An 18,434-nucleotide genomic window follows, 5' to 3' on the forward strand; every position below is an offset into this window, starting at 1 on the left:
CCAATTTATGGAGCATAAAAATGCGAGATACCTTTAATCGGATGATAGGTCGAACCCGCTATGTAGTCTTTCGCCTGTTTCTACATTTATCAGGAAGCGAGGTAGCACCCATTTTGGGAACTTTAAATCGTGCGGCCAGGGAAGCAATTGATTCTGATGGCGAGTTGGAAGTATTGGGAGAAGGATTAGTTGAAATCGGTGAAACCTTATTGCGATTTGATGAATACTGGTTCTCTGCTGCCAATGAAGGCGATGTATTTTGGGACGAAGGCGAGGCTGGAGATTATGTGAATGAATTATTTAACGACTCCGCCGAAAGATACGGCGCTGAACCAGATTTTAGTTCTGCCTCTCGTGGTGATGAACCTCTTTCTATCCCTGTGACACGCAACGTCATTGTGATGATTACAGTGGCTTATAACGGAGAAGTACCAGAATTAGAAACTGACCTTTCTAACGTCCAGGCGCTGAAAGAAGGGTTGAAAGCTTTAATAAATTTGCACTACAAACATAAACTCCGGGCCATCCAAGTACATTACTCACCAGCCCAGTTAGGTGATGAACTCACTAACGATCAGCTGTTGCAGTATTATCCGGAATTGATTCCCTTGTAACTTGTTGGGTAGTCTGTAATTAATACCCACATTCAGAACTTTTTCAGCTACTAGATAGAACAGTAATGCAATGATCATGACCATAGTACGTAAATTCACAGTCGTTTTTTTAGCTTTGACTTTGTGCTTGACAACTGTCGCCTGTGGGGGAGGAAACGAAACTAACTCTTCAGCGAAAAATGTTAGCCAAACCTCCACTACCACCAAGCTAAGTGATGGTCAGTATCAAGTGCAGCAAGCTACTTATGATGATGGAACGGGGGAGTATACAGTATTTTTACTTAGCAATAAACCCCCAACCTTCACAACCGAAAATTTGCAAATGGCACGGCTGACTGATGATGAAATTAAGGAGGGTAAGAAAACTTATCTAAAAGTGGATAAGGGACAGCCGATTTTGTACCTGACAGAAGACTTTAAAATCGAGTACGTCCACAACGTTACCGAAAACAAAACTAATCCCCAAACCGGACAGCAGGAAACCGTGGTAGTGCGCCGAGAAAATAGTTTCTGGGCGCCCTTTGCTGGTTCTTTAGTTGGTAGCGTCGCGGGACAGGCGATCGGTAGTATGTTATTTAGACCCCAGTATTATGTACCCCCTGTCTATCAACCAGGAGGGATAATGACTGGCTACGGTGGCTATGGCTCCAACTATGGTCAAGCAGTTGAAAGATACCAAACTCGCTACAATGCACCACCCGCAGCTGTGAGGAATCGTACTGCTTTCCGCAGTACAGGCTCCATTAGAAGATCATATCCGGGAAGTTCAACTGTCCAGACTGCACCAACCACCAATACCGGTAGCCGCGCCACTGGTTCCGGCTATGGTAGCAGCACACTCAGACCTTCTGGTAACTCTAGTTCAACTAGACGCAATTCTGGTAGTGGTTTTGGTAGTGGGGGCCGTTCTTCCAGCCGCCGCTCATCTGGTTTTGGCAGCAGACGACGTTAGACGATTCAAAAATGCAGGGGCACGACAATGTACTACCCCTGCATTACAAATACAGCAAATTGCAGGTAAATGAGGTACAAATATAAATAATAAAACTCTTGTAGGGTAGGCATCTTGCCTGCCCTTGTGTATTTCACTCAGATGAAATGCGCTGTATTTGTCTACTTCTGCCAATTTATACTCGACCGCTAAAATATTTCAATCCCTAATAGGGATTTGGATGAATTGCAACCTTTAAAATCCTTGAGCCACGGTGCTTCAGCTTCGTTTCAATCCCTAATAGGGATTTGGATGAATTGCAACCAGATTTTTGGTTTCGCTGGCTACAGCGGAACGGTTTCAATCCCTAATAGGGATTTGGATGAATTGCAACTAGCATTAGTCTCCCCAGTTGCAGACACCCAAGCATTAAGTTTCAATCCCTAATAGGGATTTGGATGAATTGCAACCTGCAATTCCTAAGTCGGTGAGTTTGGCTGCATAACCTTGTGTTTCAATCCCTAATAGGGATTTGGATGAATTGCAACATAAACTTTGCTGATTACGGCATACCCCAGCTAGGTTTCAATCCCTAATAGGGATTTGGATGAATTGCAACAAGAAAAAGCTTGAGCAAGAGAAAAAGCTTGTGGTTTCAATCCCTAATAGGGATTTGGATGAATTGCAACTAGGGATCTATCCAAAAAGAGTCTAATGATTGATTGTCAATGTTTCAATCCCTAATAGGGATTTGGATGAATTGCAACCAATGTTATGGACGCTCTCGAATTACAAGCAGTTTCAATCCCTAATAGGGATTTGGATGAATTGCAACAACCGCATCTCTGCAAATCTTCCAGTGACACCCAGCGAACATGTTTCAATCCCTAATAGGGATTTGGATGAATTGCAACACATCTCACCAGTTATTATGTTTTTACCTCTTGGATATAAGTTTCAATCCCTAATAGGGATTTGGATGAATTGCAACCTAGGATCGATGTCTTGGTACGAATTAGATCCTGAGTTTCAATCCCTAATAGGGATTTGGATGAATTGCAACAATACCCTATCTTTCCACGCATCAGGGATATTTTCATGAGTTTCAATCCCTAATAGGGATTTGGATGAATTGCAACCATCATCCAGCGAGTGTAATCACAATGCGCTGCGTTTCAATCCCTAATAGGGATTTGGATGAATTGCAACCAAAAGTGCTAGAAAATCATTTGATTTACGCCGTTCTAAGTTTCAATCCCTAATAGGGATTTGGATGAATTGCAACGCATAGGTCATCTCACGCTCACCGCCAGCGGGGGGTTTCAATCCCTAATAGGGATTTGGATGAATTGCAACTATTTTGATTTCCGCTGTTTCTGATTTAGTTCTGTTGTTTCAATCCCTAATAGGGATTTGGATGAATTGCAACTATAGATGGTATTAAAGTAGCTATTGCTTTCAGTGTTTCAATCCCTAATAGGGATTTGGATGAATTGCAACTTGAATTAAATCCAGTGTTAGCATTTTTAGCTTTACCGTTTCAATCCCTAATAGGGATTTGGATGAATTGCAACCTCTGGGTGATTAACAGCTATCACATTAAAATTACTTGAGTTTCAATCCCTAATAGGGATTTGGATGAATTGCAACCGCTGGGGTCTGGAAGGCTTACCATATTTGGTTTTCAAGGTGCGGTTGCGCGGATCGATCATCAATATACCATTACAGCCGTTGGTTTGAAAATAGGGGTCAGAAAAAAAAGGCTGAAACCCTTTTAGGTTAAGGCTTTCAGCGATTGCGCGGATCGAAATTGGGCGATCTGAGGCTGAAACCCTTACAGTGATTGAGATACAAGCATTTTTTTCCAGCATCGAAATTCTACACCTACCCATCCGCGCAACTAGCATCCTGAAATCCAGCTATAAGGGGGAAAAATTCAAAACTTCTCCCCTCCGAGAAGAAAGGCTTAAACTAAGGCAACGGCTGGTTGCTGCCAACGTCCCAACGCTTTAGCAATTACTGCTAATTCTGGCATCAACTTATCGAAACCGTCTGGTGTCAAAGATTGTGGCCCGTCAGATAAAGCTTTAGCAGGGTTGGGGTGCACTTCAATCATTAGGGAATCTGTACCAGCTGCGATCGCCGCCATAGCCATTGAAGGCACATAATCAGACCAACCGGTGCCGTGGCTAGGGTCAATCATAATTGGTAGGTGAGTTAATTTTCGCAGCACTGGCACCACCGATAAATCTAGAGTATTCCGAGTATACTGGCGGTCAAAGGTACGGATTCCCCGTTCACACAAAATCACATTTGCATTCCCTGCTGCCAAAATATACTCAGCCGCCATCAACCAATCTTCGATGGTAGCAGCCATACCCCGTTTCAACAGAATTGGTTTCCCTTGCGCCCCGACCTTCTTTAGCAGCGAGAAATTCTGCATATTCCTAGCACCCACCTGAATCACATCAGCGACTTCCGCGATTTTATCCAAATCAGCAGCATCCATCACTTCTGTAATTATGCCCAGTCCGCTTACTTCCCTTGCCCTTGCCAACAATTCCAAAGCACTCTCACCATGTCCTTGAAAAGCGTAAGGTGAAGTCCGGGGTTTGAATGCCCCACCACGCAAAAACTTGGCTCCAGATGCCTTAACTCGCCGCGCCGTCTCGACAATCATCTCTTCATTTTCTACAGAGCAGGGGCCAGCAACAACTACCAAGGGGTGGTGTTCCCCAAACACAACTGGCCCATTGGGAGTATTTACCACCACCTCAGAAGCTTCCCCATGACGGAACTGGCGGCTAGCCCGTTTGTAAGGTAACTCTACCCGCAACACTAGCTCAATCCAGGGGCTAATTTCCTGAATTTGCAGGGGGTCTAAGTCAGCAGTCTCACCCACTAGACCAATCACCACCTTGTGCCTACCCACAATTTTTTCTGGTGTCAGCCCCCAGCTAGTTAGTTCCTCATTAATACGGTTTATTTCCGCCTCTGGCGAACCACTTTTTATGACAACAATCATTATGAAAGTTCCTGTTTCTTTGTGTAAATTATTCAATAAATAGATGTGGCTTGATTGTTACCTATGTGCCCAATTAAGTAGGTTGGTGTAAATAATTCAAGGTTGGTAGTGAGGGCTTCAGCCCTGACTACGAGCAAATTTCACTAGTTTTTACTTTGCTTAACATAGTTTGATTTCTTTTCGCCTACTTACTAATTAATTAATCAAGAGAATATATTTAAAAAATACAGCGCTCAGTTGTGTACTTCTAAATATTGGGTATAAAAAAAGTGATATAAATTTTTTATTAGCAATGTTGAAGTGAGAATATTTCAACTTCAACATTTATACTAGAATCTACCCAATACCTTGTCAGTCAATACCTGAGCGCTGATCATCATAGGTTTTTTTGCCGAGTTTCGCGCCAAACCTCAACCATGCGTCCCCAATTGATGCGGAACTCATCGAAACCCAATAGAGTTCCAGGTTTTTCCTCATCCCAAGAGGCAGAAAGAACACCATAAGTTATCCCCAAAACCCCCAAACCAAAGAATCCCATGTTCACCAATAACACAGCGATAGGAGGTAGTTGAATCTCAGTAAAGCTAGCAAGCAGATAGCTACTAACCAGGGTGGTAATTCCCAAAGCTGTTGGTATCCCACAGAATGCAGCTAATCGTTTGATCATCCGCTGGTTCACAACTTGGGGAATGGCCATCTCTTCTTTAGTGAAAGATGGCTTTTTTTCAGCCGGTTTATCAGATTCCTGTGGCTTTACTATTGGTTTATTCGTAGCTTTTGCGGGTTTTTGGCGCTTTTTGGTTGGTTCAAAGGGCAAATGACTACGTTCTGATTCTTCAGCAGGCATAAGCAATAATTCCTAACCACGAATACCGAGGCGAGCAATCAAAGCTTGATATTTTTCCCGGCTTCCTTCTTGAATATAAGATAGAAGACGCTTGCGCTGACCGATCATCTTTAACAGTCCCCGGCGGGAAGAGTGGTCTTTCTTGTTTGCCTGGAGATGTTCGCTAAGACGGTTAATGCGGTCAGTTAGCATTGCCACCTGGACATCGGCGGAGCCGGTATCGGTTTCGTGAACTTGAAAGTTGGAAATGAGTTCTTGTTTGCGCTGTTGCGTCAGAGCCATGATCGATTCAAGTTTTATTTTTTCTAGTGTATGCAGCAGTCTCCAATGATATCACAGCCATCAAGCTGTGCGCTGAATTAGCTCTGCCACCCTTGTTAAATGAAGATTTTGGCTATATGGCTTGACTTTTGGGCAACTAAACAAGTGCGATTCCTTTCCCGTACCCCTTGGCGATCGCCACATCTTGATCCCTTAGAGAGCGATCGCTTTCTTAGTCCCTAGCAATTCCACAACCACTCTTGTGGGTAGGGTATAGAGCTTTTTCCGTTTTAGCTCAAAATTTAGATATCTCTTGAACCGACAGGGACAGAGACATTTGCCGCCGACCGATTACTCAGGATAGGCTGGCGAGTTTTTAGATCAAATTTAAACCCATGGGGCAAAATATGCAGCTTCGCACCGAAAACAGCCAAAGGCTCATCCTTCAAAATTTCACCCAGATTATTATATGTAGCTTCTGATTCTTCCACAATCGTCACAGCACCTTCCCCAATCACTTCAATTTGGTTCTCGGTGACTACCATCGCCGTATTCTCATCAATCCCAAATCCCAAAACCGCAGGCTGTTGCACCAAAGCAGAAATTAAGCGTCCCAAACGTCCGCGTTGGGAAAAATGCTGATCAATCACCACCCCAGGTAGAAAACCAAGACCAGGCCCCATTTCCACAACTTCAATCCGGGGGTTTGTCTGGGAGTCACCTTCAACAATCATTTGATCTGGCATCACAGCAGCTCCGGCACTAGTACCTGCTATAACTATGCCTTCAGAAAAACGTTGGTGAATCGCTTGATCGATTTCAGTATCTTTGAGAATGCCGGTGATCCGAGCTTGGTCTCCCCCAGTAAAAAATATCCCAGTTGCCTTACTAATTGCCTCTAATGCCGTAGATGAAGATGCATCTTCACGAGTTTCCGTGTCTATAATGCGAACATCCGCAGCTCCTAAACGAGTAAAAACTTTAATATAATTCTCTCCTACTTCTCTTGGTAATTCCGTCGCCGCTGTCATAATCACAACATTCGCCTTTATACCCCCCGAACGACGCACAAACTCCCGCAAGACTTGGGAATCCCCATCTCTATCTTCAGCTCCGCCAATAATCACTAGCTGCCGTGTGATTTCATTCTCAGCCATGATGTCTCCTCATTTAAGTTAATTTAATTAAACTCAGTAAAACGTGGCATCTAAAATTATCCCTTTGGTAGATGGCTCTAAAAAATTGAAGATACATTAGGCTTGATAATCTTGAATATGCAAAGATACGCAATTAGAAAATTGTTAAACAAAAAAAACTCTTTCTACCACCTCCACTAGAAATTATCACCAAATGCATATAGACCTTGTAGGCAATAATTCTCTAGAGGGATTGTCTATAAATTTTGTTGAATTTTTGAGACTTTCGCTAATAGATAACATTCGTGGCAAAGTAACCCATGCCCTGCTCCCAAAGTCATTTTTGGGACTACATTTGGGCATTAACTCCAGCCACGTGCAATTGGATATAGGCAGCTATATCTTTAACTGAGAACCTTTAATGAATCCGACTTCTGTAGAGCAAGTTAATTAAGAAAAACCTTGCTTGTTCTAGTGGCAGATGCCTGGGTTTTCCCTGGTAGACAATTTGGTATTCTTTGTTGTCTGGGCCATCTCCATGTCCAGAAATCAGCTTACGCTGAAAAGCTTCTTCAGCCAGTTGTCGAACTTCACTTCTCAGAGCAACTTGCATGCTATTCATACTCTGCTGTCTCCTTAATGCCATACTTTGCCATACTTTACTTATATCAATTTTGGCAAGGTCTTGCACCTTTCAAAGGTTATATTTTTTTTCATTTATATATAACTCGATAGAGACAGATTTTTCTTTTGTACTGATAAATGGGATGCTCATAAAATTTATTTTATGAAAATTATGCCCTGGGATAGCTGCAAATGCCAAGCAATAGCGTTAAGCTCAAGCCTAAGCCACCTCCAATAATGTCAATTAACTGTCAATAAATAAGTCTGATTAACTGCCAATCAGATTCCAGAGTTCAGGGTGTCTAACCAAAGGTTTATAATCAATGCTTCAAGAACAAATCACCGATGTAATCCGCATCAATGCCAGAAAAACGGATGTCTTCGATATTTTCGACTATAAGCATTACATTGGCCCGAACCCCTATTTAGATACAGGGTCTCTAGTGTTTAATTTTTCTCTAACTGAATATCGAAAGCCGTTACCCATAGAGGATTATGTCTCAATTATTAGCACACGCTATTTGCACATAGGCGATCAGACATACGAATCCTACGCTCATTTATTCGCTCGCCTTGTCTCAGAAGTAGGCAAGCTAGACATGGGTTTACACCTCAACCGTTGGAGCCTCAAGGCATATCCACATTATGTGCGAATTAGCCTCCAATCCTTACATGCACGTACAACTAAAGCAGTAGTTTACTTTGTCTGGGATTGGTTGGAAGCCATTACTCAAGGTGAAGACTTCTTGTTTGATGAACAGCTAGTGAGGCTTCAGAACAGATTCCGGTTATCTGTCTACGGTGGCCCCACAGTTTACGCCTTATTGCGAACCGCCTATGAAAAAGGTATACCCGCCTTTTATTTGTGGGAAGAAGGATTGATGCAATATGGCTACGGAAAAAAACTAGTCCGGGGAGTAGCGACGACATTTGATTGTGATAGCCATGTAGATTCAGAATTCACCACCCGCAAGGATGACTGCAAAGTTTTTTTAAAAGCCTTGGGTTTTCCAGTTCCTGAGGGTGATATCGTCGTTTCCGCAAAAGAAGCCTTTGCGGTAGCCAGAGAAATTGGCTACCCGGTAGCAGTTAAGCCTGTCATCGGTCATAAAGGAATTGGCGTCACAGCTGAGGTGCAAGACGCAAAAGAATTGGAATCTGCCTACAATAGAGCACTAGTAGCAATTCCAGAAGAGCAGCCAACAAGAATAATTGTAGAAAAAAGCATATCTGGAAAGGATTTTCGCTTACTGTGTGTCAATGGCAGATTTGTCGCCGCCACAGAACGCCGTCCAGCATCCGTTGTGGGTGATGGATACTTAACGATTGAAGAGTTAATTCATCGAGAAAACCGTAAACCTGCACGTCTGGACTCACCAACCTCGCCGATGAGCAAGATTCAGATTGATGAAGCGATGGAACTTTACTTAGAAGAACAAGGTTTATCCTTAGACAGCGTCATTAGCAAAGATCGTACCATTTATCTCCGCAAAGTTGCTAATCTTTCATCTGGTGGCTTGAGTATTGATGCAACACAGACAATTCACCATGACAATATTATCCTAGCCCAAGATATTGCCCAATACTTTCGCCTAACTTGTCTTGGCATTGATGTCATTGCTAAAAATCTTTCAGAATCTTGGAAATCCAGTAACTTTGCCATTCTAGAAATCAATGCTGCACCAGGCATTTTGATGCATCTTAACCCGGCAATAGGTGAAAGTGTTGATGTACCTGCTCATATTTTGGAAACCTTTTTTGAGTCGGGTATAAATGCTAGGATACCAGTAATTACCTTTAATAAAATATCCATTCACGAACTGCAAACTACAATTGATCATATTCTTTTACAACATCCTGAATGGACAATTGGTGCAGTTTGTCGTGATGCAGTTTTTATCAATCGATCACCGAAAGTATTGAACCAAGATTACAACAGCAATGTGCAATTTTTGCTGCGTCATCCTAAGCTAGATTTGCTGATTACTGAATACACAGGAGATATCCTAGAGGATGAGGGGATGTTTTACCAGGGGAGTAATATTGTAGTTTTGGATAATCCTAGCGAAACTGAGATGATGTTAATACGGGATGTCTTCGATGGTTCAAGTGTGGTGATTAAGAAAGGCAAAGACATTTCTATTAGACGTCAGGGGTTAATTGAAGACTATACCTTGAATGAAGAAGAACCATTTACACGGGTTTATTTGAAGGAAATTAGCACAATTTTGTGATTTTTTTTTACTGGAATAAACGCTGATTTAGCACAGAGGATATATAGAGAAATAAATCTACATATCCTCTATGTCTAAATTCCTATAGTTTTGCGTGGGCGGCCAAAATAATTTTTTCTGTTTCTTCCCAGTTAATACATTTGTCAGTTACCGAAACACCATATTTTAATTCCTCGCGTTTCCCAATAATCGGTTGATTACCTTCATACAAATTGGATTCCAGCATCATGCCTACAATTGAAGTATTACCTTCCACTATTTGTTGAATAACATTTTCCAATACAGCAGATTGTAATTTGTAGTCTTTATTTGTATTACCGTGGCTACAGTCTATGACAATCCTCGATTCTAAATTTGCCTCCTTTAATTTTTCTTCGACGACTTTGACATTTGCTGCATCAAAGTTGGGCTGATTACCTCCACGTAAAATTACATGGCCATAGACATTACCTCTAGTTTGAAATACGCTTACCTGTCCTTTTTGATTAATTCCCAGAAAATTATGCGGGCTTTTCGCTGATTGTAGGGCATTTAAAGCTACTTGAATATTGCCATCAGTACCGTTTTTAAAACCCACAGGCATAGAAAGTCCACTGGCAATTTCTCGGTGAGTTTGTGATTCAGTTGTGCGTGCGCCAATTGCTGACCAAGAAATCAATTCACTGATATACTGAGGAATGATTGGATCAAGTGCTTCTGTGGCAGCAGGTAATCCCAATTCCGTAATTTTTAACAACAGGCTACGGGCAATTAATAAACCATTCTCCACATGGAAAGAATCATCCATATCCGGATCATTAATTAATCCTTTCCAACCCACGGTTGTTCTGGGTTTTTCAAAATACACCCTCATGATGAGCAGTAGTTTATCCTTAACTCGTTCCGCCAGGATTTTCAACCTTTCAGAATATTCTAGTGCAGCATTAGGATCATGAATTGAGCATGGGCCAAGTACGATAAATTTTCTGCTGTCTTTAAAATCTAGAATATTTTCTATTTCCTGCCGAAATTTTAAAACTGTCTGTTCAGCCGGCTTTGTTAAAGGTAATCTTGACTTGATTTCATGGGGAGTTAATAAGACATGAGAACTCTTGATGTTAGTGTTAATTAATTTATTGAGCATAGAGCGAATTTCTTGATTTGTGATATGCTTATGAGCAAAAAAATAATATACATAGTTTTACTCAAAAATACAAGATAAGCTCATATAAGTTTAAAAAGTTAGTTTTTCCCTCAACAAATTTATAATTAGTTTTGATTAGAGTCATAGCTATCGATAATAACTTACCTACTGCTTATCGCTTCAATAGGGGAAAAGCTGTCCAAAATTGGTCAGCCAACGCTAGTTGGCGGCTTTAAGAACCTCGTTTTCACACAATATCTTGGTTGAAGCCGCCAAAAAGCACCGAGTTTACCCATCTAACCAGTAGATTTTGGATAAGACTGACCAATTTTGCATAACTTTAATGAAACCCCTATTGAAGCTTTACTTAGCTGTTATCTCAATATCAGCATATTTCATTACTGCCAAACAAACACTTTGGCTTCGTATGGGCCCAAGTCAGTCATGATACTATCATCACCAGATTCGACATCGTAATTACCTGTCCATTCATGCCATGTACCACCGCAGGGGAAGTTATCAATCTGATAACCAGCCAGGAAGTTTTCAGAAAAATTCGCTACAACAACTACACGAGATCCTTCCTCATTCCAACGGCTGTAAGCTAACACCTTTGTCTCCATATTTTCATGGATAAAATCAATATTTTCTGTGTAAAGAGCATGATTTTGTTTACGCAAATTAATCAAGCCTTTGTAGTATGCAAATAAGCCTTGATTTAGATGATTTCCTAGCAAACTCCACTCAATTTTAGATGATTCTGATTGTTTGGGTTTGTACTCGCCAAATTCTTCCCCCATCCAAATCAAAGGTACGCCAACAGATGTCATGAGAATAGCTGCTCCCAATTTAGCCCGCGTAAAGGCTTCTTCATTAAAAATATTCCGATTAGCCAGTTCTACCATGATATGGTCATGGTCATGGTTGGTGAGGTAATTCACCACATTGGTTGCACCCATAAAGCCTTGGCGTTTGGCATCAATGGCATCTTTGAGGCTTTCTACATCAAAGGTATCACCGCAAATATGTACCGTAATTGTATGGCGGAAACTATCATGCCAGCAACCATCCATTGGCCCGTCTACATTAGTGATGCTGGTAGTTTCTGGAATATGTTCAGCAATGTTGTAAAAAGGTTTAGCACCAGCAGTTTTTTTAGCTTCCTGAACAACCCAATGCATGAAATCGTAGTTGGCGATTTGTCTGGCTGCATCATAGCGAATACCATCTATATGATATTCTTCAATCCAAAAACGGATTGTATCGCCAATAAATTTCCGCGCTGGATAGATGTCTAATTTTTCGTCGTAATGTTCGTAATTAAACTCTGGCCCCCAGTTATTATCAGGGTCACGGGGAGAGTGGTGATACCAATAATCATGGTCAATTTGGGTTAAGGGACTGCTAGCTTCTGAGTGGTTAAAAATACCATCCATAATGATGCGAATGCCTCTACTATGACACTCGTCAATCAAGTTTTTCAACTCGGATGTAGAACCATAACTAGATTCTGTAGCAAAAAAATAGCGGGGGTTGTAACCCCAGCTATAACTGCCTGGATATTCTTTGATGGGCATCAATTCAATAGCATTGATGCCCAAATCACATAAATAATCCAATTTTTCAATTACATGTTTATACTTACCTCTTGCATAGGGGTCATCTTCACCACCAGAAAAATCTCCAACATGTAATTCATAAATTACTAATTCTTTGTCGGCCGATAAAGGTTGATCATCATGTTTCCAAACGTAGGTGTCGGTGATTTTTTCGCCATCTTTAACCAGTAAAATAGCGTTATCTTTTCCGCTCAATTCATCAATATCGGTTGCATAGGGGTCTGTGACATCAACCCATTGCCCTGGTTCAAAAAACCATGAGTTAGATTGAACACGGAATTTATATTTATAAACCCCGTCTTCTAAGTTCACTATTCTTTGAAAGTATCCATCACCATCTTTTTCCATTTCAATTTCTTGCCAATCGGAAAAAGAACCAATTAATTTTGCTCCTTGATTATAAGGGGCAAATAACTTAAACTCAATTGGTTTTGCCATAATTAAAAATATTTTACATGGAGAATTACTAGCTGAGTTATTCTCTGATAGTTAATTTAACTTTGTCAATCATTCTAGGGAAATAGATTATATATAGATAAATATTATCTCTATCTTTCGACAGAATTTGTGAATTTTAATTGCTTTTTTTTTGATTTTTGACTATTTTGTAATTTACGCATTTGAACTTAATTCTTTAATTCTGTAAGCGTTCCCGAAGGTGGCTTTTTGGCAGGGTACGTAGGTTTAGCGGTGCGATCGCCTTCAGGGGTTCCCGTTTAGCAAAGCTGTAGCCGAATGCTATGGTAAAATATCAGAGATGTTTAGCTACAAGGGTTTGCGCTCAATATGACAAAAAAATATTTGCTTAAGTCCTGTATTTGCAGCAGTTTTTAATTGGCTGTCATCCTAATTTAGTATGAGGTGGGCATTGCTTACTCTACTGGATACAAAACGTATTGCATTTAATTACAAGCTTTTATTAATCAATAGATTATCTTTTAATGGGAAAGCAGTAGATATTTGGTTGGTAGAAAAAATAAGAATACCTACCAAATATCTGTTGCTGGATTTTACTCTATTTTACCAGTAGTTTCTTGCAGATAACTTAATAACCAATTTGCTGCTGTTGCTCTGCGAGTTTGTCGAGGTCCAAATTCACCAATTTTATAACCTTTAAAACCCAGTTTTTGTTTCATTATTTGTTTATTGTCTTGGGGAATAGAACGGGTTAACTTGACTGTGGCAGGGCGAGAATCAATAAAATCTGGTGGTTGTGGGTACTCATCCCGCCATGCTGGTGCCACTTCGCTATTATCCCATTTTTCTGTTGAGGAGTCATAGCGATAGCCTAAGTAGTACCATAGCAATTGGTTGACGGTGGCATCATCAATTTTTTCGTTGACGATAGCCCAAATAGTTTCTGTATTGAGAGGTGGCAGGTTGGACATAAGCAATTCAAAAAATGTCAGTTGTTAGCGGCAAAATAATTACTACTGTTTCGTGGTTATGTATACCAGTTAAATAGGTAGTGAAAATTAATCAATCACTACCCTGGTAGATTTCTCAACACAAGGATAATTTTATCCTTTTATAAATTAACTAAAAGAGTTATCTGTAACAACTGAAGCTTGAATGCACAGATATTAGGAGAAGGATCATAAAAATAAAGATTTTTAGTTGCAGTTAAAAACTTGGTTATGCATTCACAAACTAGGTAGACTGGAAATGTCAATGATATATCAGTCTATGCAAAATCCCAGACCAATGCCCAAACTAATCCGTGCTCATCTGTTCATTGCTGGCCGGGTTCAAGGCGTAGGCTATCGGTATGCCACTGTGGATACAGCTAGCCAGTTGGGGTTAACTGGTTGGGTGCGGAATCTCCCCGACAACCGTGTGGAGGCAGTTTTTGAGGGGGTGCAGGATGTTGTGGAAGAGATGATTCGCTGGTGTCACTCTGGTCCACCTGCTGCTGTGGTGCAGGAAGTTGTGGTTGAGTATGAAAATCCAGAAGGGTTGCGGGGGTTTGAGGTTAGATGCTAGATAGTACCAACACGGCAGACCCTTGAATTTTGCCATTACGCAGGGTATCTAGTGCCTCATTTGCTTGAGTTAAGGGGAAGGGATTTACTTCTGTGCGGATGGGAACTTTGGGTGCTAAGGCGAGAAACTCTTCTCCATCTTTGCGAGTCAAGTTGGCTACAGACCGCAAAACCCTTTCTTCCCAAAGAATATCATAGGGAAAACTTGGGATATCACTCATGTGAATGCCTGCACAAATTACCACACCGCCTTTAGCAACTGCACGCAAAGCAGCGGGTACAAGTTTCCCGACTGGCGCAAATATAATCGCTGCATCTAAGGTTTGTGGGGGTAATGTGTCTGAGTCACCAACCCAAGTTGCACCCAATTGACGAGGGAATTCTTGCCCTTTAACATCGCCAGCACGGGTAAAAGCATATACTTGACGCCTTTGATAACGCGCCAGTTGAATTAAAATATGGGCAGCCGAACCAAAGCCATAAAAACCGATTTTTTCGGCATTAGCAGTCATTTTGTAAGCGCGATAACCAATTAATCCGCCACATAGTAGGGGTGCAGCTTGCAAGTCAGGATAGCTAGGGTCTAGGGTAAAGCAAAAACGGTGATCGGCTACAGTGTATTCTGCATAGCCCCCGTCAAGATTGTAACCTGTAAACTCCGCGCGATCGCATAAGTTTTCACGTCCAGAAAGACAATAACCACAGCGATCGCATGTATGACCTAGCCAGGGAACGCCGACACGCTGACCAATACTAAATTTATTAACACCCTCGCCCATCTTCTCAATAGTACCCACAATTTGATGTCCAAGTACCAGGGGGAATTTAGGGTGTGCCAATTCCCCATCAACTATATGTAAATCTGTGCGGCAAACAGCGCAAGCATGAACGCGAATCAGTACTTGATCTGGATTGGGTTTTGGTATTGGCAAATCAGCTAGCCGCAAAGGCTGATATGGTGCCTCTAAAATCATCGCCTGCATAAGCAATTTATAATTTGTTCGTTCAGAATTTTTTAACTCACCCCTCCCCCACTTCTATAGTAATAAACTACTCAGCCCTACTTCGTGCAACTGTTTGGCGATATCCGTCGTCTTGTCTGACTATAGGGTAGCTTCAAACAATCACGCCCTTCCCTTTTACGTCAAGGTGGTTGGCTACTCCATCGACCTAAAGGTAGTCGCCAAAAGTGGCAACAGCAACTTACATTTGAGTCTACCTGCTGTTAAAAATGCGATCGCCTAAACCAAATCTATAAATTCAAGCGATCCACCAAAATGTAAACTACTGACGGCTGGTTCTAGCAATGTCAGTCATTGAGTCAGCCGTCAAACCTTTTTAGCGAAAAATCTCAGCAAAAAACTGCCGCATAGCTAGCCAAGAACGCTGATCTGCTAGTTGATTATAAGCTGCTCCCTTAGGGTCGTTTTTGTATACTGGGTTGGTAAAGGCGTGTAGTACACCACCGTAGGATATTAATTGCCAGTCTACATTTGCCTGTCTCATCTCAGTTTCAAATGCTTTTACTTGCTCCTCTGGCACAAAGGGGTCATCTGCACCATGCAATACCAATACTTTAGCTTTGATATTTTTGGCATCATTGGGGTTAGGGGTATCAAGGTTGCCATGAAAACTCACCACACCTGCTATATTTGCGCCGCTGCGTGCTAGTTCCAAGACTGTACCACCACCAAAGCAGTAACCAATTGCCGCAATGCGTTTAGCATCGGTGAGCGGGTTGTTTTGTAAAACTTTTAACCCAGCATTAGCGCGATCGCGCAATAATTTTCTATCCTGACGATAAAATGTCGCCTGTACACCTGACTCTTGCTGGTTTTTCGGTCTGATTCCTTTGCCATAGATATCGGCAGCAAAAGCAACATACCCTAAGCCAGCTAATTGCTCTGTGCGTTTTTTAACATAAGACTGTAAGCCATTCCATTCGTGAACCACTAACACCCCAGGACGCTTTACCTTAATGGCGTCATCGTATGCCAGATATCCTTCTAAAACTGTATTTCCTTGTTTATACTCGATAGTCTTAGTTTGAATGGCTGCCAGTCCATGAGTAGAACTTAACAACACAACCACAGGTGTAATCAGAACAGAAAGCAGAAATTTCATAACCCTGTAACTCTAAAATGCTGATTTATGATGATTATCGCTGCAAACCTGGCAAAAAATAACTGTAGCCATCGTCCTTTGTACTTAGCAGAGACTGATTACCTGCGCCACACTTGTCTCACTGAGAACCTGACAATCTGGTGACAGCAAATATCAGTTGGCTCAATCGCCAATTACAATCTATTTGCTGGGATTACTCAGCTAAATTGAAAAACCTAAAATCTACTTAGCCTGTGCTTAGTTCTGTGTTACCAACAATTAATGCTCTCAAACAACCTACTAGTGATGCTTGGGTCGAACAAGCGATCGCTAACTTAGATATTATTTTACTTGACCACTCCCACTGTGAACGCAAAGCGGCAGGTGTAGCCTTAAACATGATGTTTCGCTACCCTTCCAATACTAAAATGGTACGGGAGTTAACAGCGATCGCCCGTGAAGAACTAGAGCATTTTGAACTAGTTAATCAATGGCTAGAACGCCGGCAGATTCCCCTAGCTCCCCTACCACCACCTCCCTACGGTGCCGGTTTAAAAGCCGCTGTTCGTCCTCAAGAACCTCAGCGATTTTTAGATTCATTACTAGTTACTGGCTTAATCGAAGCTCGCAGTCACGAACGCTTGGGATTGTTAGCTACTCACTGTCCAGAGCCAGAATTAGCCAAATTCTATCGCTGTTTAATGGCATCAGAAGCGCGACACTTTGGCATATACTGGGTTTTAGCTGATACATACTTTGATCGCGAAGTTGTAAGACAACGGCTTGATGAATTAGCATTTGTTGAAAGTGAGTTGCTGGCAACTCTGCACCCAGAACCTAGAATTCATAGTTAGTAGACCAACACACAGAGATTATGAAATTTCAGCTAACACATCTAAGACTGCTTGTTGCCAACTACAAAGATTCTTTTCGTTTCTACCGAGATTTACTAGGATTTGATGTTGATTGGGGTGACGAAAATACTGGATACGCTGAGTTTAATACCGGATCTATCCAGCTAGCTGTATTCAAAAGAGAGTTCATGGCTGAAGCAGTTACAAGCTCCCAACAGCCGTCATCTGTCACCATCCAAGACAAAATATCTTTAATTTTCGCCGTTGATAACGTCGATGAGATATATCAGCAACTACAAGATAATAATGTCATAGTTGTGACACCACCTTTAGACCGTCCAGACTGGGGAATCCGAACATCTCATTTTCGCGATCCTGATGACAATCTAATCGAAATCTACACTAATTTGGGTAGTAGAAATTAGAACTTCGTCGCCAGCCAGTGCCCAATATCTGAACTACAGCCCAACTAGAACCAGATTAAAGGCAGACTACTTAGAACTGTCCTATCCCGTCATCAATGGTGTTCAAGCCAGAGTAAAAAGAGGCAACTACAGCACAGAACCTACTTCGATTTCACTCTAATCGCTCTACTTACTTTTAAACTTTTACGCCAACCTACCTACTTAGTAGAGCAATCTCCCTTACACTCGTGGCTTCCTAAACTGACTGTGAAACCTTATGGCTTTTGCTCTGTCTGCGTTGTAGCCTCCATTTTTCCCCTTAGGTTGCTACTCCAGAAAAAAAATAGTTTAACCCCTTGACGAAACCGAAAACATCCTGCTATATTAATTGAGGTGGAGGGCAAGCGCCCCGAACTACTGAACCGCGAAAAAATAATACTTTGAAAGTTTAAAGACAATCATACCTCGTCAAAAGATTTAAATTTTGGGTTTACCCAAAACGGAATCAAAGAAATAGAGGATTCCGAAACATAAAGTTTTCGGAGCCACAAACTCGAGTCACAACAAAACGGAGAGTTTGATCCTGGCTCAGGATGAACGCTGGCGGTATGCTTAACACATGCAAGTCGAACGGTCTCTTCGGAGATAGTGGCGGACGGGTGAGTAACGCGTGAGAA

17 protein-coding genes, 1 rRNA gene and 1 CRISPR repeat array are annotated in these 18,434 nt (G+C 41.6%); of the genes, 8 read left to right on the forward strand and 10 right to left on the reverse strand.

What is annotated here, in order from left to right; genetic code table 11:
* Positions 1–20 precede the first annotated feature (20 nt).
* Together H6G32_RS12955 and H6G32_RS12960 are read left to right on the forward strand one after the other, a co-directional pair.
* On the forward strand, positions 21–614 hold the full coding sequence (locus H6G32_RS12955; RefSeq protein WP_190458798.1) for a DUF1517 domain-containing protein: 594 nt from the start codon (positions 21–23) through the stop codon (positions 612–614).
* A gap of 70 nt (positions 615–684) precedes the next feature.
* Positions 685–1,566: a hypothetical protein gene (locus H6G32_RS12960; RefSeq protein ID WP_190458800.1), complete on the forward strand. Its 882-nt coding sequence runs from the start codon at positions 685–687 to the stop codon at positions 1,564–1,566.
* Positions 1,567–1,761: 195 nt separating this feature from the next.
* Positions 1,762–3,195: a CRISPR direct-repeat array (repeat unit 37 nt; unit sequence GTTTCAATCCCTAATAGGGATTTGGATGAATTGCAAC).
* Positions 3,196–3,511: 316 nt separating this feature from the next.
* Here the strand turns inward: H6G32_RS12960 and aroF are convergent.
* The 5 genes from aroF to H6G32_RS12985 all read right to left on the reverse strand — a co-directional run bounded on the left by aroF (position 3,512) and on the right by H6G32_RS12985 (position 7,436).
* The gene (gene aroF / locus H6G32_RS12965; RefSeq protein ID WP_190458802.1) at positions 3,512–4,570 is read right to left on the reverse strand and encodes a 3-deoxy-7-phosphoheptulonate synthase; all 1,059 of its coding nucleotides are present in this window, start codon (positions 4,568–4,570) and stop codon (positions 3,512–3,514) included.
* Positions 4,571–4,946: 376 nt separating this feature from the next.
* Positions 4,947–5,417, reverse strand: a complete 471-nt coding sequence (locus H6G32_RS12970) for a PAM68 family protein (RefSeq protein ID WP_190458804.1) — start codon at positions 5,415–5,417, stop codon at positions 4,947–4,949.
* Positions 5,418–5,429: 12 nt separating this feature from the next.
* Entirely contained in the window at positions 5,430–5,699 is a 270-nt protein-coding gene (rpsO, locus tag H6G32_RS12975) for a 30S ribosomal protein S15 (RefSeq protein WP_015208748.1), read from the reverse strand.
* Positions 5,700–5,980: 281 nt separating this feature from the next.
* Positions 5,981–6,835 (reverse strand): cyanophycinase, encoded by an 855-nt coding sequence (locus tag H6G32_RS12980; RefSeq protein ID WP_190458806.1) that lies wholly within the window; start codon positions 6,833–6,835, stop codon positions 5,981–5,983.
* Between the two features lie 397 nt (positions 6,836–7,232).
* Complete coding sequence (locus H6G32_RS12985) at positions 7,233–7,436, reverse strand: hypothetical protein (protein ID WP_190458808.1); 204 nt, start codon at positions 7,434–7,436, stop codon at positions 7,233–7,235.
* 325 nt (positions 7,437–7,761) lie between these two features.
* On the opposite strand from H6G32_RS12985, the gene H6G32_RS12990 reads away from it, so the two are divergent.
* Positions 7,762–9,672: an acetate--CoA ligase family protein gene (locus H6G32_RS12990; RefSeq protein ID WP_190458810.1), complete on the forward strand. Its 1,911-nt coding sequence runs from the start codon at positions 7,762–7,764 to the stop codon at positions 9,670–9,672.
* Positions 9,673–9,754: 82 nt separating this feature from the next.
* Here the strand turns inward: H6G32_RS12990 and H6G32_RS12995 are convergent, their stop codons facing one another.
* The 3 genes from H6G32_RS12995 to H6G32_RS13005 form a co-directional block, all read right to left on the reverse strand.
* Positions 9,755–10,795, reverse strand: coding sequence for a 3-deoxy-7-phosphoheptulonate synthase (locus H6G32_RS12995; protein WP_190458813.1), 1,041 nt, complete (start codon positions 10,793–10,795; stop codon positions 9,755–9,757).
* Positions 10,796–11,193: 398 nt separating this feature from the next.
* Positions 11,194–12,852 (reverse strand): alpha-amylase family glycosyl hydrolase, encoded by a 1,659-nt coding sequence (locus H6G32_RS13000; protein ID WP_190458815.1) that lies wholly within the window; start codon positions 12,850–12,852, stop codon positions 11,194–11,196.
* Between the two features lie 572 nt (positions 12,853–13,424).
* Positions 13,425–13,802: a DUF1823 family protein gene (locus H6G32_RS13005; RefSeq protein WP_190458818.1), complete on the reverse strand. Its 378-nt coding sequence runs from the start codon at positions 13,800–13,802 to the stop codon at positions 13,425–13,427.
* 298 nt (positions 13,803–14,100) lie between these two features.
* Between H6G32_RS13005 and H6G32_RS13010 the strand changes: the two genes are divergently transcribed.
* Positions 14,101–14,397 (forward strand): acylphosphatase, encoded by a 297-nt coding sequence (locus tag H6G32_RS13010; RefSeq protein ID WP_190458836.1) that lies wholly within the window; start codon positions 14,101–14,103, stop codon positions 14,395–14,397.
* On the opposite strand, the gene H6G32_RS13015 is transcribed toward H6G32_RS13010, so the two are convergent.
* Positions 14,387–15,379 (reverse strand): zinc-dependent alcohol dehydrogenase family protein, encoded by a 993-nt coding sequence (locus tag H6G32_RS13015; RefSeq protein WP_190458820.1) that lies wholly within the window; start codon positions 15,377–15,379, stop codon positions 14,387–14,389. The two genes, H6G32_RS13010 and H6G32_RS13015, sit on opposite strands and share 11 nt — an antisense overlap.
* A 94-nt stretch (positions 15,380–15,473) precedes the next feature.
* On the opposite strand from H6G32_RS13015, the gene H6G32_RS13020 reads away from it, so the two are divergent.
* Positions 15,474–15,641: a hypothetical protein gene (locus tag H6G32_RS13020; protein WP_190458822.1), complete on the forward strand. Its 168-nt coding sequence runs from the start codon at positions 15,474–15,476 to the stop codon at positions 15,639–15,641.
* 93 nt (positions 15,642–15,734) lie between these two features.
* Here H6G32_RS13020 and H6G32_RS13025 read toward each other — a convergent pair whose 3' ends face one another.
* A complete protein-coding gene (locus H6G32_RS13025; protein ID WP_190458824.1) occupies positions 15,735–16,520 on the reverse strand; it encodes a dienelactone hydrolase family protein in 786 nt (261 codons plus the stop codon).
* Positions 16,521–16,753: 233 nt separating this feature from the next.
* On the opposite strand from H6G32_RS13025, the gene H6G32_RS13030 reads away from it, so the two are divergent.
* The 3 genes from H6G32_RS13030 to H6G32_RS13040 form a co-directional block, all read left to right on the forward strand.
* Positions 16,754–17,353 carry a tRNA-(ms[2]io[6]A)-hydroxylase gene (locus H6G32_RS13030; RefSeq protein WP_190458826.1) on the forward strand — a complete coding sequence of 200 codons (600 nt, stop codon included), beginning with the start codon at positions 16,754–16,756 and terminating at the stop codon, positions 17,351–17,353.
* A 20-nt stretch (positions 17,354–17,373) separates the two neighbouring features.
* A complete protein-coding gene (locus tag H6G32_RS13035; RefSeq protein ID WP_190458828.1) occupies positions 17,374–17,778 on the forward strand; it encodes a VOC family protein in 405 nt (134 codons plus the stop codon).
* Between the two features lie 544 nt (positions 17,779–18,322).
* A 16S ribosomal RNA gene (locus H6G32_RS13040) occupies positions 18,323–18,434 on the forward strand; the annotation flags it as partial.

The organism is Cylindrospermum sp. FACHB-282, assembly GCF_014697195.1.
GTDB lineage: Bacteria > Cyanobacteriota > Cyanobacteriia > Cyanobacteriales > Nostocaceae > Cylindrospermum.